This is a genomic window from Mycobacterium gordonae (assembly GCF_001417955.2).
Lineage (GTDB): Bacteria > Actinomycetota > Actinomycetes > Mycobacteriales > Mycobacteriaceae > Mycobacterium > Mycobacterium gordonae_B.
Genome location: NZ_LKTM01000079.1, coordinates 24,141 through 47,803, shown reverse-complemented (window position 1 = coordinate 47,803; position 23,663 = coordinate 24,141). Strand labels below are relative to the sequence as shown.

Below are 23,663 nucleotides of genomic sequence, written 5' to 3'. Positions count from 1 at the left end.
ATCATCGGTTACCCCCCTCCGGCAGCAGCAGTCCCGGCAGTCCGTCGGCGGGATCGGTGGCGTGGATCTCGGCCGGCAACGGCACAAGTCCGGCCCCGAATGGCGTATTCGGTTGTGGTGGAACGTAGTCCGGCCGCAGCCAGTCCTCGCTGTAGGTCACCTCATTGGGTCGCGCCGTGGCACCGACCACCGTGTTCTCGCCCAGCGGCGGGAAGTTGTACTGACGGTTCTTGATGATCGGCGCCAGGTACCGCACACACAACTTCGCCGACTGCTGGTACCCCAGCCTCGACGCCGCCTGGATGGCTCCGCAGAGAAAAGCGATGGGATTCGCGAAGTTGTTGAACGCCGGCGCTCCGCTCAACGTGCCCTGCGCCGGCTGGTAGATGTTCATGAAGTTCTGCAGTTCGGTCGGGGCGATGTGCAGTGCCTGCTTGATGTCGCCGAGACTGGCGTTGAGCACCTGGGACACCGACGCGAGCTGGTCGGCCGAAGTGCCCAGCGCTTCCCGATTCTCGGCCACGAATCCCGTGACGTCACGGGTCACCTCGGCAAGGGCAGCCACGGCACTGCCGACTTCGTTGGGATCGTTGGCCAGCAGTCCGGTCACCGCGGCGAGGTTCTCGTTGAGCTGCCTCATCAGGTCCGCGCTGCTCTGCAGCGCCGAAACCAGGATCGACAGGTTGCGCACCGTGCTGAAGAGGTCGTTGCTGTGGTCGGCGATCGCCGAAACAGCCTGGGAGAGCTCGAGAAGGGTGTCCCGGATGGTTGCGCCCTGGCCCCGCAGGTTGGCGGCGGCGGTGTTGACGACCGCGCCGAGGGGGCTGACGTTGCCGGGCCGGGTGGGCTGCAGCATCTGCGCGAGTCTTTCCAGATCCGAACGCAGGTCGTCCCACTCCACCGGTACGGCGGTGCGCTCCAGGGGGATCACGGCGTCGTTGGGCAGTTGCGGGCCGCCGGTGTAGGCCGGCGTGAGCTGAATGGCCCGCGATGTGACGAGTGACGGCGACAGGATCACCGCTTTGGCGTCGGCGGGCACCTGGTACTTGGAGTCGTAGAAGAAGGTGATCTTGACGCGTCGGGGTTGGGGTTCGATGGTGTCGATCTTGCCGACGGCTACCCCCAGGATGCGCACCTCGTCGCCTGCGAAGATGCCGTTGCTGTTCTGGAAGTAGGCGACCACCCTGGTCTTGCCGGAAGCCGCCAGGCCATGCCAGGCCGCCGCCACTCCGGCGATCAGGGTGAGCACCAGCACGGCACCCAGTCCGAGGCGAATGACGTTGCGTTTCATCGCTGTTCCCCCGGGGCCGGCACGAACACCGGCGGGTGCGTCGGCACCGGCGGCGGGGACGTCTGACCGGGCGCCAATGCCGGTGGTCCCGGGGGCGGCCCGCCTGGCGGTGGTGCGGGCGGCGGTTCGCGGTAGGGATAGCGGGGATCGCCGGGGTTACCGGTGATGGCGTCCGGCAGGGTCAACTGTGGCTCGCCGCCCTGGCCGGTGCGCGGGTACGGCATCGGCAACGCCGGTGTACCGGGCTGACCGACTTCGGGGTCCGTGAGTTGCGAGGGCAACAGCACATTGGGGTCCAGCCCCAGGTCGGAGAACGCCGCGTCGATGAAGGGCTGGATGAACTGGCCGGGGATCAGGTTCGCGATGTAGAAGTTGAACCACGGCCCGGTGGACATGGACTCGCCCAGCGACAGCGCGTAGTCGTCGAACTTCTTGATTGCCAGGGCAATCCGCTCCTTGCGGTGGTCGACGATCGCCAGCGCCGCATTGAGTCTGTCCAGCGTCGGTTTGAGCGTCTGCCGGTGTTCGGCGATGAAGCCTTTGACCTGACGACTCGCTGCCTCGATGTTGCCGGATATCTGATCCAGGGCCCGGCTCTGGCTGCGCAATTGGGTGAGGACGGCATTGCTGTCGGCAACCAGACGCACAATCTGGTCGCTGCGCCCGGCCAGCACCGTTGTCGCTTTATTGGCGTTGGACAACAGGTTTCGCAGTTGCGCGTCCCGGTCGGCCAGCACCGCGGAGAACCGGGCCACGCCGCTCAGCGCGATCTTGAGGTCGGGTGCGGTGTCGGAGAAGGTGTCGGCCAGCACCCCCAGCGATTCGGACAGGCGGTTGGTGTCCAGTCCACTGATGGTGGCCGCCAGATCCCCGAGTGCGTCGGGAAGCTGGTAGGGCGATGTGGTGCGCTCGAGCGGAATCGGCCCGCGCAGCCGGCCGTCGCCCCGGGGTGTCACCTCCAGGATCTTGGCGCCCAACAGGCTTTTGGTCTTGATGGACGCCTCGGTTCGTTCGCCGAGCCGGATGTGCTTGTCGACCTCGAAGGTGACCAGCACGCGGGGCCCGTCCAGGGCGATACTGTCGACCTTGCCCGCCTTGTATCCCGAGACCTGTACCGCGGTCCCGATCAACAGCCCGCCCGCTTCGGCGAAGTAGGCCGAATACTCTTTCGCGGATTTGAAGAACGGCAGCTTGCTGTACGTCAGGGCGGTCACCACCGCCGCGGCGACGACCACCACGCCGACTGCGCCGACGACAAGTGGATTGCGCTCGGAGAAATACTTCATCGCGGCGTGCACCTCCCCGACGGCTGACCGATCACCTTGACGTAAACCGGTTGCCCCCCTTTGCCGTTCACCTTCAAGATCAGGTCACACAAATAGAAGCTGAAGAAGTCGCCGTGCAGGCCCTGGCGATTGAGCATCTGATAGGCATCGGGCAGCGTGTTGAGCAGATCGTCGAAGTAGTCGTGGTCGTCCAGGGCGAGACCCGCTATCCGGTCCGACTCGTGCAGGGCTTTCCCGAGCGGCTGCCGTCCCCGTGCCAGCAGATCGGTGACGGAGCCGGCCGCCGCGTTGCTGTAGGCCAGCGAGGTGCTGATGTCCTGCTTTCGGTCGGCCAATGTGGCGAGCAATTGCGCCAATGCGTCTACGGCCTTGGCGAACTGGGTGCTCTGGTCGCCCAGCGATCCGAGCACGGTGTCCAGGTTCCCGATGACCTGCCCGATCAGCGTGCCCCGGTCGGCAAGCGTGTTCGTCAGTGCCGCGGTGCGCACCAGGACCGAGCTGATGGTGGCGCCCTCACCCTGGAAGGCCTTGATCAGCTCGCTGGACAGCATGTTGACCTGGTTGGGATCCAGCGCGTGGAACAGCGGCCGGAAGCCGCCGATCAGCGCGTCCAGGTCCAGGGCGGGCGCGGTCCGGGCCAGCGGAATCGTGCCGCCCGGCGTGAGTTGCCTTGCGCCGCCCGGTCCTTCCTCCAGGGCGAGATAACGCCCGCCGATCAGGTTCTGGTACCGGATGACCGCCCGGGTGCCCTCGGTCAGTACCACGGAATCGTCAGCGCTGAAGTCGACCAGGGCGGTGCCGTCGTCCTGGATCGAGATCTTCTTGACCTGGCCGACCTCGACTCCGGCGATGCGCACGAAGTTGTCGGCCTCCAGCCCGGAGACGTTGCTGAACGTCGCGTGGTACTGCTTCTCCTTCCCGAACCGCAGGTCGGCGAAGATCGCCAGCATGGCAACCAAGCCCAGCACGCACACGGCCATGAAGGCAGCGAGCCGCCAGATCGCCCCTAGCACAGTCATTCTCACCTGGTCTGCTCCTGGGTACTAGTGGCCGCTCGGGGTGGGCTGCACCTGAGCGGGCGCCGGTGGCACGAACGGTTCGGATCCCGGTGGCGCGGGCCCGGGTTCGCGCGGTGCGCCCGGCGGGGGCGCCGGCGGTAAGCCCGGGTAGAGCGGAGTTCCGTCGGGGGCGTACTGCGCGGCGCCGTAGGGCGGTGCCCCGGGATACGGGATCGGTCCGGGCGCCGGGCCGCCCGGGTAGCGGATGCTGGGCGGCTCGGGGATCCCGCGGGTGACCGGGAGGTAGTCGGCGTAGGCGGGGAACGCGATGCCGGGGTTGGGCCGGATGTCGAGTCCGGTTCCCCAGCCGGTGTCCGTGATGAGTTGGCGCAGCGGCCAATTCGCTGCTACGTCGGGCAGGGATCCGCAACCCGGCTTACCGCCCGGACCGCCCTTGGCCCCGACGATCGGCAGGTTCTGCGGATAGCGGTATTGATCGGCGCCGAACAGCGGAGTGCTGTCGATGACCAGTGAGTAACCGTTCGCGCCTCCGGTCGCGTCCAGGTAGCCGGTGTCCAGGGCGAGCTTGGCGCCGACCAGCATGCACGTCAGTCCGGGGTTGTACTTCATCAGCAGGCCGGTGGTGGGCTCCAGCAGGTTCACGGCTTTGATCAGGTTGTCCCGGTTCGCTCCCAGAACCTGGGTTCCGCTGCGCGACAGCCCGATGACGTTGGTCAGCAAGGCATCCAGGTCGGGTGCGTCGGAGAGGGTCGAGCTGGTGACGCTGGCTGTGTCCAGCGTTCGCAGAATGTCCTGTGCCGCAGCACTATACGTGTCAGCGACGCTGCCGGCCGCCCGGGTGTCGCCGCGGATCGTCTCCGCGCGCGGGTTGACCGCCCGGAGCACCTCATTGGCATCGGTGACGCCCTGACCGATGGCTGCCCCGTGTCCGCGCAGCCCTTCGGCCAGCGCCGACAGCACCCCGTTCAGCTTGGCCGGGTCGATCTGGCTGAGCACCTTGACCAGGTTGGCGAACATCGTGTTGACCTCGGTGCCGACGCTGTCGACCCTGATCGCAGCGCCGGCGGCCAGGTGTCGGCCGCTGGGGTCACCGGGGTAGACCAGGTCGACATATTTGGCGCTGAACAGCGTGGTCGCCCGGATGCGGGCCCGCACGTTCGCCGGGATGTGCCTGATCTCTGCCGGGTAGATGTCCAGCCGCAGGCGCACCTCGTCTTTGCCGGTGCTGACGGCGCCGACCCGGCCCACTTGCACGCCGCGCATCTTGACCTTGCCGCCGCGGTCCATCACCAGGCCGGCCCGGTCCGAGATCAAGGTGACCGGAACATAGGATTTGAACGACCCACTGAACAACGCCGAGGTCGCCGCGACGACGCCGATCGTCGACACGAGCAGTATGAGGGTCCACCATGCGGGATGCATTCCCCCTGGTCGCGGCTCCTGCATGCCGACTCCGATCCGCCCGCTAGCCCGACAAGTTGAAGTGACCGGACTGGCCGTGGACGGACAGCGAAATCGCAAGCACCACAAGGGTCAACACGATCAACGAAGTGCGCACGGAGTGGCCCACCGCCTCCCCCACCCCGGCGGGACCACCGCGTGCGGTGTAGCCGTAATAGGTGTGCACCAACATGATTGCGATCGCCGCGACGATCACCGTGACGAACGACCAGAGCAGATCGATCGAGTTGAGGAAGGTGTGGAAGTAGTGGTCGTACACGCCGGTGGACTGTCCATAGAGCCTGGTGGTTCCGAATCGCGCGGCCTGAAAGGCGCACACCACAGCCACGCAGTACAGCGGGATGACCACGACGACACCGGCCACCACCCGGGTGGAGACCAGGTAGGCCACCGAGCGGACCGCCATGACTTCCAGCGCGTCGATTTCGTCGGCGATGCTCATCGCCCCCAGTTGCGCGGTGGAGCCGGCCCCGATGGTGGCGGCCAGGCCCACACCGGCCACCGCCGGGGCGATGATCCGGACGTTGACGTAGGCGGAGATGAAGCCGGTCATCGCTTCCACGCCGATGCCCGACAGCTGGTTGTAGCCCTGAACGGCGATCACGGCTCCGGTCGAGAGGGTCAGGAAGCCGACGATGACCACCGTCCCGCCGATCACTGCCAGCGCTCCGGTGCCCATGCTCATCTGGGCGACGAGTCGTATCATCTCCCTGCCGTACCGCCGGAAGGCGGTGCGCATCTCGGCGAATGTCCGGGCGTAGAAAGCCACCTGGGCGCCAACGTGATTCCAGCTCGCCACCACGTTCATTGCGGCCCCGTGTAGAAGACCGCGGTGGCGACGATGTTGATCAGGAACAGGGCGATGAAAGAGTAGACGACCGTCTCGTTGACGGCATTGCCCACGCCCTGCGGCCCCTTGCTCACGGAAATGCCCTTGTAGCAGGCGATCAGGGCCGCCGCCATCCCGAACAGCGCACCCTTGACCAGGCCGAGGATCAGATCGGGCAGGTGGGTGATCAGTGTCAGACCGGCGGCGAAGGCCCCGGGTGTGACGTGCTGAACGAACACCGAGAAGACGAAGGAGCCGGCCAGACCCACCAGGGTCACCAGCGACACCAGGGACACCGCGACAACGGTGGCGGCCAACACCCGGGGCGCCGCCAGCCGGCGAATCGGGTCCACGCCCATCACCCGTAACGCGTTGAGCTCGTCGTGGATCGCGCGGGAACCGAGGTCGGCGCACATGGCGGTGGCCCCGGTGCCGGCGACGACGAGAACCGTCACCACCGGGCCGATCTGGGTCACTGAGGCGGTCGCTGCGCCGGTGCCGGAGAAGTCGGCGGCACCGAATTCCACCAACAGGATGTTGAGGGTGAAGACCACCAGCACCGTGAACGGAATGGTCAGCAGCAGCGTCGGAATCAGTGAGACCCGTGCCACGAACCAGCTCTGCAGCAGGAATTCGCGCCATGGAAACGGCAGCTTGAACATGGCCACGAACGTGTCCAGTGACATCGCGAAGAATTCGCCGACGGATCGCAGCGGCTTGGTGACCCTCTCCAACTCAACTGAAACCATCGGCGGCTTCCTCTACTTTGCGCAATGCCGGCGGGTTCAGCTTGCGCAACGCGCACGCCGTCCCACTAGGGACTTAGGTCGCCAACTTACGTTCCCGAAAACACTTGCGTATCGGCTGGCCAGGAACGATTCGGCGCCGCGTCATCGCACCGGCCGCGGCGCGCTGGTGGCGGGGTGGTGCCGAACTGCCTTGCCGGGCCCTAGAATTGTGCGGAATGAGAGTCGGTATCGACTTCGGCACCACCCACACCGTCGCAGCGATCGTCGACCGGGGCAATTACCCGGTCGTCTCCTACGACGGCGTCGACACGTGGCCGTCGGTCATAGCGGCCGATCCCGGCGGCGAGTTGCGTTACGGCCTGGACGCGGCGGCGGTGCGCCACGAACCCGGCTGGGAGGTGCTCAGGTCGTTCAAGCGTCTGCTCAACGACGCCGGGCCGCAGACCATGGTGCGGCTGGCGGGCCGTGAATACCGGTTGGCCGATCTGCTCACCGGGTTTCTGGCCCAGCTGAAAAGCGATCTCATCGAGCGCTCGAATGCCGGCGCCGCCAGCGGTGAGGCCGTCCAGGCGGCCGTCAGCGTGCCCGCCAATTCGTCTAGCGCCCAACGCTTTATGACCCTGGATGCCTTCGCCGCGGCGGGGTTCGAGGTCGTCGCGCTGCTGAACGAGCCGTCCGCCGCGGGACTGGAATACGCCCACCGGTACCGCTCCACGATCACCGCCAAACGCGAGTACGTGCTGATTTACGACCTGGGCGGTGGCACGTTCGACGCCTCGCTGCTGAAAATGGCCGGGCACGTCAACGAAGTCGTGGTCAGCGAGGGAATTCAACGACTCGGCGGTGACGACTTCGACGACGCGATCGCGCAGTTGGTGCTTGCCGACTCACAACTGCCCGGCGTGCGGGGCGCACCCTACGAACTGCTCGTAGAGGAGTGCGCCACCCGCAAGGAGGCGGTCGGTCCGCAGACCCGGCGCTTCCTGGTGGACCTGACCGTCATCGACGGCGCTGACCGCCCGCCGTTCTCCTGCCCGATCGACGATGTGTACGCCGCGTGTGCACCGCTCGTCGACAAGACGACGGAGCTTCTTTCGCGCGTCCTGCACGACCCGGTCGGTGACGGCAGAGACGTCCCGTGGTCGGAGGTGGCGGGTATCTACGTGGTGGGTGGCGCGGGCAGCTTCCCGATCGTGTCGCGGATGCTGCGCGCGAGCTTCGGCGACAAGCGGGTCAAGCGCTCACCGCACCCGTTCGCCGCGACCGCCATCGGACTTGCCGTCTTCTTGGACACGGAGTCGGGTTTCGTTCTCTCCGAACGCTTTTCGCGGCATTTTGGGGTTTTCCGGGAGGCGCAGGCCGGCGCCGACGTGGTCTTCGACCCGATCGTGCCCAAAGACGCCGCGCTGCCCGCCGACGGACGCACACCGCTGGTCGTCAGCCGAAAGTACCGGGCGGCGCACAACATCGGGCACTTCCGGTTCGTCGAGTGCAGCCGCGTGGTCGACGGGCGCCCCGACGGCGACGTCACGCCCTACGATCCGGTCCTGTTCCCGTTCGACCCGGCGCTGACCGACCGGGACGATCTGCGGCGCCAGCCGGTGGGCCGCTGGCAGGAGGGGCCCGACGTCGAGGAGATCTACACCGTGGGCCCTACCGGCGCGGTGGAAGTCACCCTCACCACCGAGCCGACCGGCATCCAACGCACCTTCCGGCTGGAACGGCGGGGCCATGGAGTTCTATGACGTCCTGCGAAGCACCTTCGCCGCAAGGGAATTCACCGATGACCCACTGCCCGACGCCGTCCTGTACCGCATCCTCGACAACGCCAGGTTCGCTCCCAGCGGTGGCAACCGGCAGGGCGCGCACATCACGGTGGTGCGCGACGCCGGTACCCGCCGGCGACTCGCGGAACTGGGGGCACCCGCCGCCCGTCGCTATTTCGCCCAGCTGACCGCCGGTGAAAACCCTTGGAATCCGGTGCATCCCACCGCGGTGCCGCAAGACGTCATCGATGACACCGAGGTTCCCGAGACGTTCATTGCGCCGATGGTCAACGCTCCCGTCGTCCTGGTCGTCTCCGTCGACCTGAACGTGGTGGCCGCCTTGGATCAGGAGTTGAACCGCGCCGGACTCGCCGGCGGAGCCTCGGTGTACCCGCTGGTGTGGAGCATCCTGCTGGCCGCCCGCTACGAAGGCTATGGCGGCACCATCACGACAATGGCGATTCCACGCGAAGACGCGGTCCGCGAGCTGCTGGAAATTCCGGGTTCGCACGCGGTCGCGGCGCTGGTGCCGCTCGGAAAGCCACCGCGCCAGCTGACGAAACTGCGCCGCCGTCCGGTCGCGGAGTTCGTCACCCGGGAACGTTTCGACGGCCCGGCGTTCACGGGCTGAGACCCGGTCAGACGGCCTTGGTTGTGCCGACGTAGGACACCACCACGTCAGATTCATCGGTGATGCGGGTCAAGGTCGAGTACGAGCGGATGAACGACTGTCCCACGCATCCGTCGATCTTGATGTGGAAGTCGCTGATCATGATCCAGGGGTTCGGGCCTTTGAACTCTTTTCGCACGACCGGCACCACGACGACGAAGCCGGGCTTCATGCCCACGCTCACCACCCCGTTGTACGAGCCGGTGATCAGCGGCAGCAGCACCGGTGGCTGGCCCGGCCCCAGCGGCAACTCCGCGCCGAGCGACGGGGCGATACCGCCGCCGTTGGCCATGGTGACGCCGTTGGCGGTGCTCATGTCGATGCCGCAGCCGATTTCATAGCCGACTTCCAGGATGCCGTGCGGCGGTTCCGGACCCTGCAACGACGCGACGAACACTCCGCTGGACAGGTATTCGCGCGACGACGCCGCAGTGGTCAGCGGCGCGACGGGAACCTGTTTCTCGTCTTTCGCACCGAGGGCCAGCGTCCAGCCATCGGGGGTGTTGACCCGCGCGGGTGTGCCGGGCGGCAGGACACCGTCGGCCGGTGACCCCGTGCCCGACACCGGTTCGGCGCCGGGCTGCGCAGTCGCCGCGGCGGCGGGCGTCACCAACAGAAGGCACACAGCGAATACCGCAGCCCGGCGAACAACCGCGGAAATCGGCATCACGGCCTACACGCTAGGCACGGCGGGATCTCAGTCCGGGTTTGCGCGAGGCCGCAACTCGAAGTTGTTGCGCGTTTGTAGCTGGTTCGCGATGCAAAGACGGGAGGCTGGACAAACCGTGTCGCGAGTAGACTCCGCAGTTGACCGTTCGCGCCAATCGGCAGGGAGGGCGACCATGACACGTCACAGGTTCGCTACCGCCCTGTTGGCCGTCCTGATCGCGATGTCGGCCCTGGCGGGCAGCGCCGGCGTCGCCCGCGCCGATCCGGACGACGCGGCGCCCCAGATCATCGACGACCTGCTCGTAATCGTTCCGGGATTGACTCTCGATCCCCGCGACCGGGACTCCACACAGCACGGCGCCGGGCCCAAGGAGTGGACCGGCAGCGGAATGTACTGTCAGAACCAACACGTCAAGTGCCAGAAGATGGGATTCTAGGCTGACCGAGACACGTCGCGAATTCCGTTCCGCCTGCTGGCTTTAACGCCTCTGACCGGAAGGAAGGTCGCCGATGTCCACCTGGCTCATCACGGGTTGTTCGACCGGCCTCGGCCGCGCTCTCGCCGAGGCGGTAATCGACGCCGGCCACAATGTCGTCGTCACCGCACGCGACGTCGCGAAAATCGCCGACCTGGCTGACACCGCATCCGAGCGCACGCTGGCCGTGGCCCTCGATGTCACCGACGCCGAACAGGTCGGCGCGGCCGTCCAGCAGGCACAGGATCGGTTCGACGGCATCGACGTCCTGGTGAACAACGCCGGCTACGGATATCGCGCCGCCATCGAAGAAGGTGACGACAAAGATGTGCGCGCCCTGTTCGAAACCCACTTCTTCGGCGCCGTCGCCATGATCAAGGCGGTGCTACCGGGCATGCGGGAGCGCCGCTCCGGTGCGATCGTGAACATCTCCTCGATCGGCGTGCAGCTGACGCCGGTCGGATCGGGTTACTACTCGGCCGCCAAGGCGGCCGTGGAGGGCATGAGCGGGGCATTGCACGGTGAGCTTGCGCCGCTGGGCATTTCGGTCACCGTCGTCGAACCCGGCGCTTTCCGAACGGATTTCGCCGGGCGTTCGCTGACCCAATCCTCTTCCGTCATCGACGATTACGCCGACACCGCCGGGCGCCGCCGGATCGAGAACGACACCATGCACGGCAGTCAGGCCGGTGACCCCGCCAAGGCGGCCGGGGTGATCATCACCGCAGTCGAGTCCGACGAGCCCCCCGCCTTCCTGCTGCTCGGCGAGGATGCCCTGTTCTCCTACCGCCACATCGCCGAACGCAGAGCGGCCGAGATATCGGCGTGGGAAGAGTTCACTACCAGCACCAATCTGGACAACTAATGCAGGGAGCGGTGTTGGCGGCGGGGGTCCTCGGCGCATTCGTCTGCACCGCCATGGGAGTGACGCTGCTGATCATCGGGTTGCGGAGGCGTTCGGCGCGGCGCATTCAGGCCCAGTTCCCGCCGGGCCACCTGCCCGGCTATCCGGGCGGGTACCCGCCCGCATTCCCGGGCTACCCCGGTGGCGGCTACCCGCCGTTGCCGCCTCCACCCCACAAGTCGGGCGCAGGCCTGATCGTCGCGGGTGTCGTGTTGCTCGCCGTGAGCGCCCTCGGCGTCGTCGGTACGGTGGCCCTGGCCGCCGGCCGGAGCACCCGACTGGCGGTGGGCGACTGTTTCACCAACGAAATCCTGGACAAGCAGCGCTGGAAGTCCAAGAGTTGCGGCAATCCCGAGGCGGTGCTCGAATACGCCGCAAAGGTGGACTCCAGGGGCAACTGTCCGGACGGCAAGCTCGACAGCAGCTCCTACCTATCCGTCGAGCACGACGGTTTGCGACGCTGCTTCATACCCAATCTGCTTGTCAGCCATTGCTATTCGTCCGATCACAACGGCGAGACGATACGCGCGGTGAGCTGCGGCGCCGGCGGCACCGTGGTGCGGATCACCACGCGGCTGGACAACACCGTCGACACATCGGCCTGCCCATCGGGGGCGCGCACGGTCACATTCCCTCAGCCCAAACGGACCTACTGCAGCGAACGCGTCAGCGGAATCATCTGAGCCGCAACCGACTACCGCCCAGCGCGTACCGACCGGGCCCTGTGAAAACCAGCAGCAGGAAGCCGAAGCAGAACAATATTGCCGGAGTTCCCCCGTTGCCGTCGGGTGGATTGCTGATCGGCCAGAGCGCCAGCGGTTGATGCATCCAGAAGTACGCGACCGCCATCTGGCCGGAGGCCACGAAGGCAGCGATACGGGTGAACAGTCCCGCAGCGATCAGCAACCCGGTGACCAGTTCGATCACGCCGGCGTACCAGCCCGGCCAGTCCCCGACCCCGACGGGTTGCCCGGATGGGACCGGCCAGTCGAAGAGAATCATCGAGCCGTAGCCGGCGAAGAGGAAGCCGTAGACCAACCGGAACAGGCTCAGAACTGCCGGCGACAAGCCGGCCACGCGGTGGTTGAGGTCGTTTGTCATGGCGCCCACGTTACGGTCGCGGCCCGACATGGCCGAAATCGTGGGATCGGTGTCTGCTGCGCCACTAACGATGACACCGCCGCGGCTCGTACAGTCGTGTTCATGCAACCGGTACCATCACTCCTGAACTCTGAAGTTTCCTGTGCCGCAATTGAATTAGCCCGATCGACCGAATCGGAGTCCGTCTTCAACCACAGTGTGCGCAGCTATCTTTTCGGCGAGCTGCTCGCCGCGCACGAAGGCCTGAAACCCGGCTCGGATTTCGACAGCGAGACGCTGTTCCTGGGCTGCGTCCTGCATGACCTCGGCGCCGGTACGGCCGCCGCCGGCAAGGAACGCTTCGAGATCGAAGGCGCGGACCTGGCGGCCAACCTGCTGACCGAGCAGGGTTGTGAACGTGCGGTGATCGATGCGGTGTGGGAAGCGATTGCGTTGCACAGCTCGTTCGGAATCGCCCAGCGCCGCGGGCCGATCTGCTACCTGGTCAACGGTGGCGTGGGGATCGATTTCGGCCGCAACGCCGACTTCATCGACGACCGGGCGGCCGCGGCCATCCATGCCCGCTACCCACGCCTGGCCATGGCGAAGTCTCTGATGGACGCGATCGCCGCGCAGGCGCAACGCAGCCCCGAGGCGGCGCTCCCGTACACGATGGCCGGCGAGGTGTTGCGCGAACGCCGCGACGGTGGAATCACCCTGCTGGAACAGATGGCCGCCCTCGGCCGATGGGGAAATTGACCGCCGATCGGTGGTGACCCGCCACGATGGTAGTGTACATTTGTACATGTACATCTGTACACAAGGGAGAGTGTCGTGGCATATCTATTCCTGTTGGTCGCCATCTTCGCGGAGGTAGCGGCGACGAGCCTGCTCAAGACCACCGAGGGTTTCACCCGGCTGTGGCCGACCGTCATCTGCCTGGTCGGTTACGCGGTGTCATTTGCCCTGCTGGCGCTGTCCATCTCGCGCGGGATGCAGACCGATGTCGCCTACGCGTTGTGGTCTGCGATCGGGACGGCCGTGATCGTGTTCATCGCCGTGGCGTTTCTCGGCTCACCCCTGTCGGCGGCGAAGCTGATCGGTGTCGGACTGATCATCGGCGGGGTCGTCACGCTCAACCTCGGCGGTGCGCATTGAGCTCCGCGCCCGAACGCCGGCCGCGCGACCCGGCCGGCCGCCGTCAGGCGATCGTCGAAGCGGCTACCAGGGTGATCGCCCGCCGCGGCCTCGGCCAGCTGACACACCGCCTGGTGGCAGCCGAGGCGGACGTCCCGGTGGGGTCGACGACCTACTATTTCAGCGACCTGGGCGAGCTGCGGGAAGCAGCTCTGGCGCACGCCGCCACCACCTCGGCCGAGCACCTGGAGCAGTGGCGGCAGGAACTGGACGCCGACCCCGACCTGCCGGCCGTGCTGGCCCGGCTCACCGCCGACTACCTGGCCGACCACGACCGGTACCGGACGCTCAACGAGTTGTATCTGGCGGCGAGTTACCGGGACGAATTGCGGCCCCTGGCCCGGGTGTGGAACGAGGGCGTCGTCGCACTGCTGGAGCCGCGGGTCGGACGGCGGGCCGCGGACGCCATCGCGGTGTTTCTCGACGGCGCCATGCTGCATCCGCTGGCTACCGGCACCCCGCTGACCACCGACGCGCTGGCCGACGCCATCGCCCGGCTGGCGGCGACTGACTACGAGACGTGAGAGCCCAGCCTGCCCAGGTAGGACAACCAGAGCAACCCACCGAGGACCGTTCCCACGATGGCCCACGTCTTGGCCGTGTTCGCGGACCTGCTCGCCTCCGCCCATCGCCCCTGTGCCCACAGCCCGTCGACCTTGCTGGAATACACCGTGGCAACGATGCCCGGGATCATGCACAGGAAGATGGTGATGATGGACCACACCAGGTAATTGTTGGGCTTCATCGGCTGCCCGTAGGGCCCCTGCGGCGAGAACCCGCCATAGGGCTGCGGCGACGGCGGTGGGTAGCCGCCGTAAGGTCCTTGCGGTGGCGGCTGGTACCCGCCGCCCTGATACGGCGGATATTCCCCGGGTGGCTGATAGCCACCGTACGGGTTGTCGGGCGGCGGTCCGGTCATGGGGACTCCAGACGACGAGGTTGCGCGCAAAGCCTTTTCAAGCCCTTATCACCTTATAACGGCCCCGGGGGCTTGCGGCAAGGCCCGGTTCATGCCGCACAATTGCTGGCCGGACGCCGCCGCGTGGGTCGGGGTCCATGGATTGGGGGGTGAATTGCGGGAGTCAGCTACCAGCTTCGATGACGAACTGCGGTTCGAACAGGACTACGTCACCGGCCTTTATGCCCGGCTCGACGCCGAACGGGCGCAGGCGAAATCGAGGTACAGCGCCGCCTTGCGGGGCGACGGCGAAACGCCGATGGATCGCGATGTCGAAGTCCGGGCGCTGGCGCGGCGGATGAAGCGCCTCGACGTCGCCGACGACGGGCTGTGTTTCGGTCGGCTGGACGGTATTTCGGGAAACCGGTCCTATATCGGGCGCATCGGCCTGCTCGATGAGGACAACGAGTACCAACCGGTGCTGATCGATTGGCGCGCGCCGGCGGCGCGTCCGTTCTACACCGCGACGGCAGCCAACCCCGAGGACATCCGGCGGCGCCGCCAGTTCCACACCCGCGGGCGTCGCGTCGTCGACTTCACCGACGAGGTGCTCGGCCGCGCGGACGACGGAGACAAGCGCGAAAGCTCAAGCGACGCAGCCCTGCTCGCCGCGATCAACGCCCCCCGCGGTGATGGAATGCGCGACATCGTGGCCACCATCCAGGCCGAGCAGGACGCCATCATCCGGCTGGACCACTCCGGGGTGCTGGTGATCGAGGGTGGTCCCGGCACCGGCAAGACGGTGGTTGCGCTGCACCGTGTCGCCTATCTGCTCTACACCCAGCGCGAGCGGATGGAACGCCACGGCGTGCTCGTCATCGGTCCCAATCCGGCCTTCCTGGACCACATCAGCCGCGTCCTGCCCTCACTCGGCGAATCCACCGTGGTGTTCATGACGGTCGGCGATCTGGTTCCCGGTCTGCACATTACGGCCGAGGATGAGCCAACCGCCGCGCGCCTCAAGGGTTCACTGCAGATCCTCGATGTGCTCGCCGCCGCGATCGCCGACTACCAACGGCTGCCGGAGGATCCGCTGCTCATCAAGCTGTCCGATGTCACCCTGCGCATCGACGCCGAGACGGCGCAGTGGGCCAGGGAGGAGGCGCGCGCCACCGGGCTGCCGCACAACGCGGCCCGCGCCGCGTTCACCGACATCGTCACGTGGGTCTTGACCGAGCGGGCGATCGGCAAGATCGGCCGCGGCTGGCTGACCCGGTCGGACCGCAACGCGTGGGAGAAGCTTCGCGAGGAGCTGATCGAAGAACTCGCGGACAACGCCGCGTTCGCCTCCGCGCTCGATGAGCTCTGGCCGATCCTGACCCCGGACGCGCTGCTGTCCGCGCTGTACGAGTCGCCCGAGAGGCTGCTTGCGGCGGGTGCCGATTCCGCGCTGTGGCGCGAGAGCGGTGACGCGTGGACGGTGTCCGATGCGCCCCTGCTGGACGAGCTGGTGGATCTGCTGGGCGTCAACAAAGAGGCCGAGGAACTCGCCAGAAAGACTGCCGCACAGGAACAAGCCGAAGAGGCAGCCTACGCGGCGGGCGTCCTGGACCTGATGGTCAGCCGCGAAGACCTGATGGACGACGAAGACCAGTTGCTCGCCCAGGACCTGCTCTACGGCGAGGACCTGGCCGACCGATTCGTCGAACGCGATCTGCGTGAACTCTCGGAACGCGCCGCGGTGGACCGGAATTGGACATATCGGCACGTGGTGGTCGACGAAGCGCAGGAACTGTCCGAAATGGACTGGCGGGTCTTGATGCGTCGCTGCCCGGCCAGATCCTTCACCGTGGTGGGCGATCTCGCGCAGCGACGATCCGCGGCCGGTGCGACGTCCTGGGATGCGATGCTGCGGCCCTACGTGCCCGGCCGTTGGGTTTACCGGTCGCTGACGGTGAACTACCGCACGCCGGCGGAGATCATGGCCGTCGCCGCCGCATTGCTCGCCGAGTTCGCACCCGACGTCGTGGCGCCCGAGTCGGTCCGCGCGTGCGGCGTCCGGCCGTGGTCAAGAAGGGTAGATGGAAGTCAATTAACTTCTGCCATAGACGATTTCGTGCGTGACGAGGGATCCCGCGAGGGCACCAGCGTGGTGATCGGGCCACCCGGAGTCCCCGGCGCGGTGCTCCCGTCAGCGACCAAGGGGCTGGAGTTCGACGCCGTTCTGGTGGTGGATCCGCAGCGGATCCTGGCCGACGGCCCTCGCGGCGCCGCCGAGCTCTACGTCGCCCTCACCCGCGCGACTCAGCGCCTCGGCGTTGTCCATCAGGAACCGCTGCAGCCGGTGCTGGACGGTCTGGCGACGACGTCTCCGTCGATGTACCGCTGAATGTTGGGCGCGACGGCGGCTACCACGTCTTCTTCGGACATCGAAGCCACCGGTTCGATTTTCCAGATGAAGCGGATCAGGGCGAAGCCGATCAGCTGACTGGCGATCAACCCGCTGCGCCGCAGCCGATCCGTCTCGTCGGTACCCAGCGTCGAACCACCGATGAGGCTGCGCTCGACCACCGCGCGCAGCTTTTCCCGGGTGCGGTCGTCGTGCGCGGCCGTGAGCACCACGGCGCGCAGGACCGGACCGATCTCGTCGTCTGCCCAGGCGCCGAGCACCGTGCGGACCAGGCGGGTGCCCAACTCGTCGCGGGGCGTGGCCCACGTCTGCGCGACGGTTTCCAGCCACTTGGCCGGCGGGTCCGTCGCCGCGTCCAGCAGGCGCTCCTTGGAGCCGAAGTAGTGATACACCAGCGCCGGGTCTACGTCGGCGGTGCGGGCGACGGCCCGGATCGTGGTTCCAGCCCAGCCGTGCGTGGCGAATTCCTGCCTGGCGGAGTTGAGGATTCGCGCCTGCAGCACCCCGCGCTCGTCGCGCGGCCCGGGAGTCACCGCCTTCTTGGCCATCTGTTTCATCGTAGCGTGAGACTAATGCATAACGAGTACATAGCCAGCTGTTCATGTGTTCGGACGGCATTCCCGTGCCAGGTGTGCAAACATCGCTGCAGGCCTCTTTGCCTGTTTCCCCCCGTGCGCCGGCGAGATTTCCAGGGATAGGACCCACCATGACTGATCTTGATCAGACACCCTCCGACGAGATTCCTGCCACCGGCTCAGGGCGGGCCGAACTGATCGAGCACTCCCGAACGGGCATGGGCGCCGCCGCGTTGCAACGTGCGATCACCGATCATCTGCGCTATTCGATCGGCCGCCCGGCGGCCGCGCTGCGGCCCGAGCATTACTACCGCGCGCTCGCGCTCGCCGTGCGTGATCGCATGCAGGACCGCCGGGTTGCCTCGACGCAGGTGTCCCTCGATCTCGGCCGCAAGGTGACCTGCTACCTGTCGGCCGAGTTCCTGATGGGACCTCAGCTCGGCAACAACCTGCTGAACCTGCGCATGGAAAGAGCGGCCAAACAAGCACTCTCCGCGATGGGCCAGAACTACGACGAGGTGCTGGCCTGCGAAGAGGAACCCGGTCTGGGCAACGGCGGTCTGGGCAGGCTGGCCGCCTGCTACCTGGATTCGCTGGCGACCCTGGAGCGCCCGGCGATCGGCTACGGCATCCGCTACGAGTTCGGCATCTTCGATCAGGAGATCCACGACGGCTGGCAGGTCGAGCAGACCGACAATTGGCTGGATAGCGGAAACCCTTGGGAAATAGCAAAACCCGACGTCAACTACCTGGTGAAGTGGGGCGGCTACGTCGAGCGCTACACCGACGACGCGGGGCGCGAACGCGCACGCTGGGTGCCCGGGCTGATGCTCAAGGGCGTCGCCTACGACACCCCCATCCAGGGTTACGGCGTCAACACCTGCAACGTGCTGACGCTGTGGAGTGCGCGCGCGGTGAAGTCGTTCGCGCTGGAAGCGTTCAACACCGGCGATTACTACAAGGCGGTCGAGGACGAGGTCACCTCCGAGACGGTCACCAAGGTGCTCTACCCCAACGACGAGCCGGAGGCCGGCAAGCGCCTGCGACTGCTGCAGCAGCATTTCTTCGTGTCCTGTTCGCTGCAGCACGTGCTGCACATCATGGACGATCTGGCCGACGTCTCGGTGCGTGAACTTCCCCAGCGATTTGCGCTGCAGCTCAACGACACTCACCCGTCGATCGGGGTCGCCGAGTTGATGCGGCTGCTGATCGACGAGCGTCAGCTGGACTGGGAGGAGGCGTGGGACATCACCGTTGCCACGTTCGCCTACACCAACCACACGCTGCTGCCCGAGGCGCTGGAAACCTGGCCCCTGGAGATGTTCGGCGAGTCGCTGCCCCGTCACCTCGAGATCATCTACGAGATCAACCGCCGGTTCCTCGACGAAGTCCGCATCCGGTTCCTCGGTGACCACGACCGGGTCCGCCGGATGTCGCTGATCAGTGAGGACGGTGGCCGGAACGTCCGGATGGCACACCTGGCCACGGTCGGCAGCCATGCCGTCAACGGGGTCGCCGCGCTGCACTCCGAACTGCTGAAAGACAGTGTGCTGAAAGACTTTTACGAGATGTGGCCGGAGCGCTTCAGCAACAAGACCAACGGCGTGACACCACGCCGCTTTCTGGCGCTGGCCAATCCCGGACTACGCGAACTGCTCGACCGCACCATCGGCGACGGGTGGCTGACCGATCTGGGCCGGCTGCGTGGGCTGGAGCAGTTCGTCGACGACTCGTCCTTCCGGGAGCAGTGGCGAGACATCAAGCGCAACAACAAGGCGCGCCTTGCCTCTTTCGTTCGGTCGGCCACGGGCGTGGAACTCAATCCCGAATGGATCTTCGACATCCAGGTCAAGCGGATTCACGAGTACAAGCGTCAGCACCTCAATGTGTTGCACATCGTTGCGCTCTACTACCGGCTCAAGCAGAATCCCGGGCTGTCGATTCCCCCGCGCGCCTTCATCTTCGGTGGCAAGGCGGCACCCGGGTACTTCCTGGCCAAGCGGATCATCAAGCTGATCAACGCCGTTGCCGAGACCATCAACAATGACCCGGAGGTCAACAAGTTCCTGAAGGTGGCGTTCATCCCGAACTTCAACGTGCAGAACGCGCATCTGATCTATCCGGCGGCCAATGTGTCCGAGCAGATCTCCACCGCGGGCAAGGAAGCCTCGGGCACCGGCAACATGAAGTTCATGATCAACGGCGCGCTGACGGTCGGCACCCTGGACGGGGCCAACGTCGAAATCCGCGAGGAGGCGGGCCCGGAGAACTTCTTCCTGTTCGGCCTGACCGTCGACGAGGTCGAAGCGCTCAAGGCGCGCGGCTACCGGCCCGCGGATTACATCGACGGCAATGAAGAACTCAGCGCGGTACTGGACCTGATTGCCGGCGGGACGTTCTCGCACGGCGATCACCAGGTATTCCGGCCGCTGGTCGACAACCTGCGCTACCACGACTCCTTTCTGGTGTGCGCCGACTTCGCGTCCTACGTGGAATGCCAGGAGCGCGTGAGCCAGGCCTGGCAGGACCGGGACGCGTGGACGAAGATGTCGATCCTCAACACCGCGCGCAGCGGCAAGTTCTCCTCAGACCGCGCCATCGCCGAATACTGCGAGGACATCTGGAAAGTCTGGCCGCTGACCGTCAAGATCTGAGGAAGATACGGGGGCTCAATGACTGAGTTCAGCGAGGAATACGGTTACGAGCCCGAACTGAAACGCACCCTGGGTTCCTTCCAGGTGTTCGCCGTCTCGTTCGCCTTCATCTCGGTGGCGGTGGGCATCTTCGGAACCTACGACGACCTGTTGCGCAACTCCGGCCCGGTGGGGATCTGGACGTGGATCGTCGCCGCGGTGGGGCAGCTGCTGATCGCGTTGGTGATCGCACAGTTCGCCGCCCGCATCCCGCTCAGCGGCTCGTCCTATCAGTGGGGATCGCGCCTGGCCAACCCGAAGATCGGCTGGTTCTTCGGGTGGCTGACCTTCTGCTACCTGATCACCGGGCTGATGGCGATCGACAGCGCGATGTCAAGCACATGCCTGATGCCGTTGTTCAACATCGCGCCCGATGAAGACACCGCGCGCCTGATCACCGTGACGGTGATGGTGATCCAGGCTGTACTCGCGATCGCGTCGACAAGGATTGTTGCGCTAATCAATTCGGCGGCGGTGGCTATCGAGTTGTCCATCGTGGTGGTGCTGGCCATCGCGCTCGTCGTTGTCGTGTCGGTGACGGGAAACGGCTCGGTCGGCAACCTCACGTCCCGCGGTATCACCGAGGGGGCGCCGAACTACTTCGCCTTCGGCGGCGGCCTGATGGCCGTCATGATCGTGGGCCTGGGAACGCTGGTCGGCTTTGATTCCGCGGCCAATATGGCCGAGGAGGCCAAGGACCCGTTCCGCAGCGTTCCGCGTGCCATCGTGGGATCGGTGGCCGCGGCCAGCGTGCTGGGCCTGCTGTTCCTGATCGCGTTGACGGTCGCCATCGACGACATCCCGCATGTCTCGGCCGCCGGTTCACCGGTGGCGATGATCATGCACGATCAACTCGGCACGGTGACCGAGCGAATCTTCCTGGTCGCCATTGCGATTGCCTTCTTCGGAGGCGGAATGGTCACGCTGACCAGTTGCTCTCGGATGATTTTCGCAATGTCGCGTGACGACCGTTTTCCCGCCCACCGGCTGATGCGGCGCGTGAATTCCCGGACCCAGACGCCGATTCCGGCGACCGTCGTGCCTGTGGTCATCGGCGTGGCGGTGCTGGCCGCACTGCCGGGCGACGCGCTATTGGAGCTCATCACCTCGGGGACGGTGTTCCCGGCGCTGACCTACGGCATGATCGTCGTGCTGTACCTGGTGGTGCGCAAACGACTGGATCGTCAGGAAGGTGCTTTCGATATCGGGCGGTTCGAGCTGCCGATCGCGGTGGCGGCGCTGATCTGGTCGGTCTGCGCGCTGATCATCCTGCTCTCCCCCGCCTCCGCGGTCGTACCGATGATCATCGTGGCCGGCCTGCTGGGCACGGGCGCCCTGTACTTCGGGTACATGATGATCTTCAACCGCGAGGTGCTCGACAACGAGCCCGGGGATCTGACCGTCTTCTCGCACTGACGGGCAGAAACGGCGACCGGCTAACGGCTCTCGTTGGCGACCCAGACGGCGACGTAACCGATGGGAATGCCGGTTTTGCGTGCGATGCACTGCCGCGCCGCGAGCTCGACCGCCGAACGGCGAACGGCGCGGGCGATCCCGTCCACCTCGGGTATCCGGATCAACCATCCGTCGGCGTCACGGCTGATGTCGATGTCGAAGCACTGGCCAACAGTCACGCAGTTCATACGCTGTGTACGACCTCTGCGCGTGGAGTGTGGGCGGCGCAGAGTGGGCTGAAGAGGCATAGGTGTGTTCCTGAGTCGGATGACGGACCGCGCGCAAGACTAATGCGACTCCGGAGTAAAGCCTAATCGGAACTCGGAAAAGGAGGCAGCGTGTCGATTGTTCTGGTGCATGGCAATCCGGAGACGGATGCGATCTGGGGTCCGTTGATCGACGCGCTGGGACGCGACGACGTGGTGCGGTTGTCCCCGCCGGGATTCGGCGCACCCCTACCTGAGGACTTCCCGGCGACGTATGTCGCCTATCGCGATTGGCTCGAGCGCGAACTGGAGCGGATCGGCGGCGTGATCGACCTGGTCGGTCACGACTGGGGTGGTGGGCACGTGGTGAATGTGGTGATGCACCGGCCCGAGCTGGTCCGCAGCTGGGCCAGCGACGCCGTCGGCCTGTTCGACGCGGACTACGTCTGGCACGACATGGCGCAGATCTGGCAGACGCCCGGCGACGGTGAGCAACTCGTCGACACCATGCTGGGTGGAACCGTCGAGGACCGGGCCGCGCAAATGGGTGCGCTCGGCATACCGGCCGACATCGCCACGGCGATCGCGCGGGAACAGGACGCGGCCATGGGCCGGGCGATTCTGACGCTCTACCGCTCGGCCGCCCAGCCGGCGATGGCCGAAGCCGGACGGGCCCTCGAGAACGCCGCGGCCCGGCCCGGGCTGTCGTTGCTGGCGACCGACGACCCGTATATCGGCGGCGAAGAAACCAGGCGGCGGGCGGCCGAGCGGGCCGGCGCCCGCACCGCAGTGCTTGACGGCCTCGGGCATTGGTGGATGGTGCAGGACCCGGCACGCGGCGCGGCGGCCCTGACCGAGTTCTGGAATTTGCTGGACTGAGCGACGCATCGTCGGAAACAGGCCTTACGCTTCGTCTCGTGGGGAAATATCTCGTGCTGTATTCGCCGGCCCACCGAACCGGCCAGGAGCTGCGGTGGCGCCTCGCCGAAGATGCCGATGTCACGGACGTGCGCCGCCGCCTCGACAAGGCGCAACCGGGCGAATTCGTGACCGTTCCCGTGGTGCTCGAAGACGAATTGGACACCCTGTTGCTGCGCGTGCAACCCCACCAGTTCGGCGCGTGGCTGGTTCTGGACCTGGCCGAGACGCAGCGTCCGACGGCGCCGCTGCCCGCCGCGCGTGCCCGGGTACCCGACTTCGGGCAGATCTTTCGCGATGCGGCCGAAGCGGTGCGCGAATCCACGCGTCAGCAACGCAAGTGAGGCAACCAATTTGGCGATGACGCGTAATTTTGCCCAGTTCCTGGGCTTCCGATACGTGCCGTCGCAAGGGCCGGACGCGATCGTGGAGGCCTTGCCAGCTGCCGAACACTGCAACGAGCGCGGAAGCGTCCACGGCGGATTCCTTGCGGCCCTGTTGGACACCAGCACCGGCCTGGCGGTTCACTCCGCACTCGACGACGAGAGGGCGGCTCCGCATTTCGACCTGATGATCCAGTACCTGCGGCCGGCGGTCGCGGGGACGCTACTCACCTGCAAGGCGCGGACGACGAAGGCCGGTCGCCGCGTCGTCGCCTCGGAGGCGGAGGTGTTTCAGGACGGCAAGCTGGTCGCCCGCGCGGTCGGGAGTCACGCCGTCGTCTGACCTCCGGCGTCGGTCAGCCGAACCGTAACGGTGACCCGGCCCTCGCTGTCCCGGGCGGCCACCGCATGACCGGTGCGCTCGATCCCCTTGAGTTGTAGCGTGACCGGGCCACCGTCGCCGAGGAAGTTGCGCCACCACGTTTTCGTCTCGGGCAGGTTGGCGTTCACGGTGACCTCGTCACCGGTGCGGCGATATGCGACGGGGATGCTGATGCTGCGTCCGGAACGCCGCCCCGTGTAGCTGAGCATGGCGATGTTTCGATTCACCAGTCCGGCGAAACGCGGTGACCTGGCTACTGCGGCGACCGGCGCGTTGATCACCGGAGCGGCGCGCATCAGCAGTCGCCCAAGGGTTTTCGGTCGTGTGGTCATCGGTCCATTCCTTC

Annotated in this window: 26 protein-coding genes; 14 read left to right on the top strand and 12 right to left on the bottom strand. The window is 66.3% G+C overall.

Features of this window, described 5'->3' with window-relative positions:
- Position 1 precedes the first annotated feature (1 nt).
- Genes AO501_RS09410 through AO501_RS09385 form a run of 6 tightly spaced genes read right to left on the bottom strand, consistent with a single transcriptional unit; the run spans position 2 to position 6,635 of the window.
- Positions 2–1,291: an MCE family protein gene (locus AO501_RS09410; protein WP_055577456.1), complete on the bottom strand. Its 1,290-nt coding sequence runs from the start codon at positions 1,289–1,291 to the stop codon at positions 2–4.
- Entirely contained in the window at positions 1,288–2,577 is a 1,290-nt protein-coding gene (locus AO501_RS09405; RefSeq protein WP_055577496.1) for an MCE family protein, read from the bottom strand. The genes AO501_RS09410 and AO501_RS09405 overlap by 4 nt, the downstream gene beginning before the upstream one ends.
- The gene (locus AO501_RS09400) at positions 2,574–3,596 is read right to left on the bottom strand and encodes an MCE family protein (RefSeq protein ID WP_082658503.1); all 1,023 of its coding nucleotides are present in this window, start codon (positions 3,594–3,596) and stop codon (positions 2,574–2,576) included. The genes AO501_RS09405 and AO501_RS09400 overlap by 4 nt, the downstream gene beginning before the upstream one ends.
- 24 nt (positions 3,597–3,620) lie before the next feature.
- Positions 3,621–5,042, bottom strand: a complete 1,422-nt coding sequence (locus AO501_RS09395) for an MCE family protein (RefSeq protein WP_055577454.1) — start codon at positions 5,040–5,042, stop codon at positions 3,621–3,623.
- A 19-nt stretch (positions 5,043–5,061) separates the two neighbouring features.
- Positions 5,062–5,865 carry an ABC transporter permease gene (locus tag AO501_RS09390; RefSeq protein WP_055577453.1) on the bottom strand — a complete coding sequence of 268 codons (804 nt, stop codon included), beginning with the start codon at positions 5,863–5,865 and terminating at the stop codon, positions 5,062–5,064.
- Complete coding sequence (locus AO501_RS09385; RefSeq protein WP_055577452.1) at positions 5,862–6,635, bottom strand: MlaE family ABC transporter permease; 774 nt, start codon at positions 6,633–6,635, stop codon at positions 5,862–5,864. The genes AO501_RS09390 and AO501_RS09385 overlap by 4 nt, the downstream gene beginning before the upstream one ends.
- Positions 6,636–6,850: 215 nt before the next feature.
- On the opposite strand from AO501_RS09385, the gene AO501_RS09380 reads away from it, so the two are divergent.
- On the top strand, positions 6,851–8,380 hold the full coding sequence (locus tag AO501_RS09380) for an Hsp70 family protein (RefSeq protein WP_055577451.1): 1,530 nt from the start codon (positions 6,851–6,853) through the stop codon (positions 8,378–8,380).
- Positions 8,367–9,032, top strand: coding sequence for a nitroreductase family protein (locus AO501_RS09375; protein WP_055577450.1), 666 nt, complete (start codon positions 8,367–8,369; stop codon positions 9,030–9,032). Before AO501_RS09380 ends, AO501_RS09375 begins: the two co-directional genes overlap by 14 nt.
- Positions 9,033–9,039: 7 nt before the next feature.
- Here the strand turns inward: AO501_RS09375 and AO501_RS09370 are convergent, their stop codons facing one another.
- A complete protein-coding gene (locus AO501_RS09370) occupies positions 9,040–9,738 on the bottom strand; it encodes an MspA family porin (protein ID WP_197419809.1) in 699 nt (232 codons plus the stop codon).
- Between the two features lie 175 nt (positions 9,739–9,913).
- Between AO501_RS09370 and AO501_RS09365 the strand changes: the two genes are divergently transcribed.
- From AO501_RS09365 to AO501_RS09355, 3 genes are all read left to right on the top strand, one after another.
- Positions 9,914–10,177: a hypothetical protein gene (locus AO501_RS09365; RefSeq protein WP_055577449.1), complete on the top strand. Its 264-nt coding sequence runs from the start codon at positions 9,914–9,916 to the stop codon at positions 10,175–10,177.
- 73 nt (positions 10,178–10,250) lie between these two features.
- Complete coding sequence (locus AO501_RS09360; RefSeq protein ID WP_055577448.1) at positions 10,251–11,081, top strand: oxidoreductase; 831 nt, start codon at positions 10,251–10,253, stop codon at positions 11,079–11,081.
- A gap of 14 nt (positions 11,082–11,095) precedes the next feature.
- The gene (locus AO501_RS09355; RefSeq protein ID WP_156452426.1) at positions 11,096–11,803 is read left to right on the top strand and encodes a hypothetical protein; all 708 of its coding nucleotides are present in this window, start codon (positions 11,096–11,098) and stop codon (positions 11,801–11,803) included.
- On the opposite strand, the gene AO501_RS09350 is transcribed toward AO501_RS09355, so the two are convergent.
- Positions 11,796–12,221, bottom strand: coding sequence for a DoxX family protein (locus AO501_RS09350; RefSeq protein WP_055577494.1), 426 nt, complete (start codon positions 12,219–12,221; stop codon positions 11,796–11,798). The two genes, AO501_RS09355 and AO501_RS09350, sit on opposite strands and share 8 nt — an antisense overlap.
- A gap of 102 nt (positions 12,222–12,323) precedes the next feature.
- Between AO501_RS09350 and AO501_RS09345 the strand changes: the two genes are divergently transcribed.
- The 3 genes from AO501_RS09345 (at position 12,324) to AO501_RS09335 (ending at position 13,921) form a co-directional block, all read left to right on the top strand.
- The gene (locus AO501_RS09345) at positions 12,324–12,959 is read left to right on the top strand and encodes an HD domain-containing protein (RefSeq protein ID WP_055577493.1); all 636 of its coding nucleotides are present in this window, start codon (positions 12,324–12,326) and stop codon (positions 12,957–12,959) included.
- A 75-nt stretch (positions 12,960–13,034) separates the two neighbouring features.
- Positions 13,035–13,358 (top strand): DMT family transporter, encoded by a 324-nt coding sequence (locus AO501_RS09340; protein ID WP_055577446.1) that lies wholly within the window; start codon positions 13,035–13,037, stop codon positions 13,356–13,358.
- Positions 13,355–13,921, top strand: coding sequence for a TetR/AcrR family transcriptional regulator (locus AO501_RS09335; protein WP_055577445.1), 567 nt, complete (start codon positions 13,355–13,357; stop codon positions 13,919–13,921). Before AO501_RS09340 ends, AO501_RS09335 begins: the two co-directional genes overlap by 4 nt.
- On the opposite strand, the gene AO501_RS09330 is transcribed toward AO501_RS09335, so the two are convergent.
- On the bottom strand, positions 13,909–14,316 hold the full coding sequence (locus tag AO501_RS09330) for a CD225/dispanin family protein (protein ID WP_063892842.1): 408 nt from the start codon (positions 14,314–14,316) through the stop codon (positions 13,909–13,911). The genes AO501_RS09335 and AO501_RS09330 overlap by 13 nt on opposite strands.
- Before the next feature lie 91 nt (positions 14,317–14,407).
- Here AO501_RS09330 and helR point away from each other — a divergent pair, with 91 nt between their 5' ends.
- Positions 14,408–16,684, top strand: a complete 2,277-nt coding sequence (gene helR, locus AO501_RS09325) for an RNA polymerase recycling motor ATPase HelR (protein WP_197419807.1) — start codon at positions 14,408–14,410, stop codon at positions 16,682–16,684.
- On the opposite strand, the gene AO501_RS09320 is transcribed toward helR, so the two are convergent.
- Complete coding sequence (locus tag AO501_RS09320) at positions 16,621–17,262, bottom strand: TetR/AcrR family transcriptional regulator (protein ID WP_371934962.1); 642 nt, start codon at positions 17,260–17,262, stop codon at positions 16,621–16,623. The two genes, helR and AO501_RS09320, sit on opposite strands and share 64 nt — an antisense overlap.
- Positions 17,263–17,411: 149 nt before the next feature.
- Here AO501_RS09320 and AO501_RS09315 point away from each other — a divergent pair, with 149 nt between their 5' ends.
- Positions 17,412–19,934, top strand: a complete 2,523-nt coding sequence (locus AO501_RS09315; RefSeq protein WP_082658502.1) for a glycogen/starch/alpha-glucan phosphorylase — start codon at positions 17,412–17,414, stop codon at positions 19,932–19,934.
- Between the two features lie 18 nt (positions 19,935–19,952).
- The gene (locus AO501_RS09310; protein WP_055577444.1) at positions 19,953–21,389 is read left to right on the top strand and encodes an APC family permease; all 1,437 of its coding nucleotides are present in this window, start codon (positions 19,953–19,955) and stop codon (positions 21,387–21,389) included.
- Positions 21,390–21,409: 20 nt separating this feature from the next.
- Here the strand turns inward: AO501_RS09310 and AO501_RS09305 are convergent, their stop codons facing one another.
- On the bottom strand, positions 21,410–21,616 hold the full coding sequence (locus AO501_RS09305) for a hypothetical protein (RefSeq protein ID WP_055577443.1): 207 nt from the start codon (positions 21,614–21,616) through the stop codon (positions 21,410–21,412).
- A 150-nt stretch (positions 21,617–21,766) separates the two neighbouring features.
- Between AO501_RS09305 and AO501_RS09300 the strand changes: the two genes are divergently transcribed.
- Genes AO501_RS09300 through AO501_RS09290 form a run of 3 tightly spaced genes read left to right on the top strand, consistent with a single transcriptional unit; the run spans position 21,767 to position 23,278 of the window.
- A complete protein-coding gene (locus AO501_RS09300; RefSeq protein ID WP_055577442.1) occupies positions 21,767–22,513 on the top strand; it encodes an alpha/beta fold hydrolase in 747 nt (248 codons plus the stop codon).
- Between the two features lie 38 nt (positions 22,514–22,551).
- The gene (locus AO501_RS09295; protein ID WP_055577441.1) at positions 22,552–22,896 is read left to right on the top strand and encodes a hypothetical protein; all 345 of its coding nucleotides are present in this window, start codon (positions 22,552–22,554) and stop codon (positions 22,894–22,896) included.
- Between the two features lie 16 nt (positions 22,897–22,912).
- Positions 22,913–23,278, top strand: a complete 366-nt coding sequence (locus AO501_RS09290) for a PaaI family thioesterase (RefSeq protein ID WP_055577440.1) — start codon at positions 22,913–22,915, stop codon at positions 23,276–23,278.
- On the opposite strand, the gene AO501_RS09285 is transcribed toward AO501_RS09290, so the two are convergent.
- The gene (locus AO501_RS09285; protein WP_231752417.1) at positions 23,263–23,649 is read right to left on the bottom strand and encodes a nitroreductase/quinone reductase family protein; all 387 of its coding nucleotides are present in this window, start codon (positions 23,647–23,649) and stop codon (positions 23,263–23,265) included. The two genes, AO501_RS09290 and AO501_RS09285, sit on opposite strands and share 16 nt — an antisense overlap.
- Positions 23,650–23,663: the final 14 nt, after the last annotated feature.

What these genes read in the sequence shown, in the direction of transcription:
- AO501_RS09305 (WP_055577443.1), bottom strand. Translation starts at nt 21,616, where the DNA reads ATGAACTGCGTGACTGTTGGCCAGTGCTTCGACATCGACATCAGCCGT.
- AO501_RS09385 (WP_055577452.1), bottom strand. Translation starts at nt 6,635, where the DNA reads ATGGTTTCAGTTGAGTTGGAGAGGGTCACCAAGCCGCTGCGATCCGTC.
- AO501_RS09390 (WP_055577453.1), bottom strand. Translation starts at nt 5,865, where the DNA reads ATGAACGTGGTGGCGAGCTGGAATCACGTTGGCGCCCAGGTGGCTTTC.
- AO501_RS09360 (WP_055577448.1), top strand. Translation starts at nt 10,251, where the DNA reads ATGTCCACCTGGCTCATCACGGGTTGTTCGACCGGCCTCGGCCGCGCT.
- AO501_RS09320 (WP_371934962.1), bottom strand. Translation starts at nt 17,262, where the DNA reads ATGAAACAGATGGCCAAGAAGGCGGTGACTCCCGGGCCGCGCGACGAG.
- AO501_RS09285 (WP_231752417.1), bottom strand. Translation starts at nt 23,649, where the DNA reads ATGACCACACGACCGAAAACCCTTGGGCGACTGCTGATGCGCGCCGCT.
- AO501_RS09310 (WP_055577444.1), top strand. Translation starts at nt 19,953, where the DNA reads ATGACTGAGTTCAGCGAGGAATACGGTTACGAGCCCGAACTGAAACGC.
- AO501_RS09400 (WP_082658503.1), bottom strand. Translation starts at nt 3,596, where the DNA reads ATGACTGTGCTAGGGGCGATCTGGCGGCTCGCTGCCTTCATGGCCGTG.
- AO501_RS09405 (WP_055577496.1), bottom strand. Translation starts at nt 2,577, where the DNA reads ATGAAGTATTTCTCCGAGCGCAATCCACTTGTCGTCGGCGCAGTCGGC.
- AO501_RS09410 (WP_055577456.1), bottom strand. Translation starts at nt 1,291, where the DNA reads ATGAAACGCAACGTCATTCGCCTCGGACTGGGTGCCGTGCTGGTGCTC.
- AO501_RS09370 (WP_197419809.1), bottom strand. Translation starts at nt 9,738, where the DNA reads ATGCCGATTTCCGCGGTTGTTCGCCGGGCTGCGGTATTCGCTGTGTGC.
- AO501_RS09345 (WP_055577493.1), top strand. Translation starts at nt 12,324, where the DNA reads ATGCAACCGGTACCATCACTCCTGAACTCTGAAGTTTCCTGTGCCGCA.
- AO501_RS09365 (WP_055577449.1), top strand. Translation starts at nt 9,914, where the DNA reads ATGACACGTCACAGGTTCGCTACCGCCCTGTTGGCCGTCCTGATCGCG.
- AO501_RS09380 (WP_055577451.1), top strand. Translation starts at nt 6,851, where the DNA reads ATGAGAGTCGGTATCGACTTCGGCACCACCCACACCGTCGCAGCGATC.
- AO501_RS09350 (WP_055577494.1), bottom strand. Translation starts at nt 12,221, where the DNA reads ATGACAAACGACCTCAACCACCGCGTGGCCGGCTTGTCGCCGGCAGTT.
- AO501_RS09315 (WP_082658502.1), top strand. Translation starts at nt 17,412, where the DNA reads ATGACTGATCTTGATCAGACACCCTCCGACGAGATTCCTGCCACCGGC.
- helR (WP_197419807.1), top strand. Translation starts at nt 14,408, where the DNA reads ATGCCGCACAATTGCTGGCCGGACGCCGCCGCGTGGGTCGGGGTCCAT.
- AO501_RS09330 (WP_063892842.1), bottom strand. Translation starts at nt 14,316, where the DNA reads ATGACCGGACCGCCGCCCGACAACCCGTACGGTGGCTATCAGCCACCC.
- AO501_RS09375 (WP_055577450.1), top strand. Translation starts at nt 8,367, where the DNA reads ATGGAGTTCTATGACGTCCTGCGAAGCACCTTCGCCGCAAGGGAATTC.
- AO501_RS09395 (WP_055577454.1), bottom strand. Translation starts at nt 5,042, where the DNA reads ATGCAGGAGCCGCGACCAGGGGGAATGCATCCCGCATGGTGGACCCTC.
- AO501_RS09290 (WP_055577440.1), top strand. Translation starts at nt 22,913, where the DNA reads ATGACGCGTAATTTTGCCCAGTTCCTGGGCTTCCGATACGTGCCGTCG.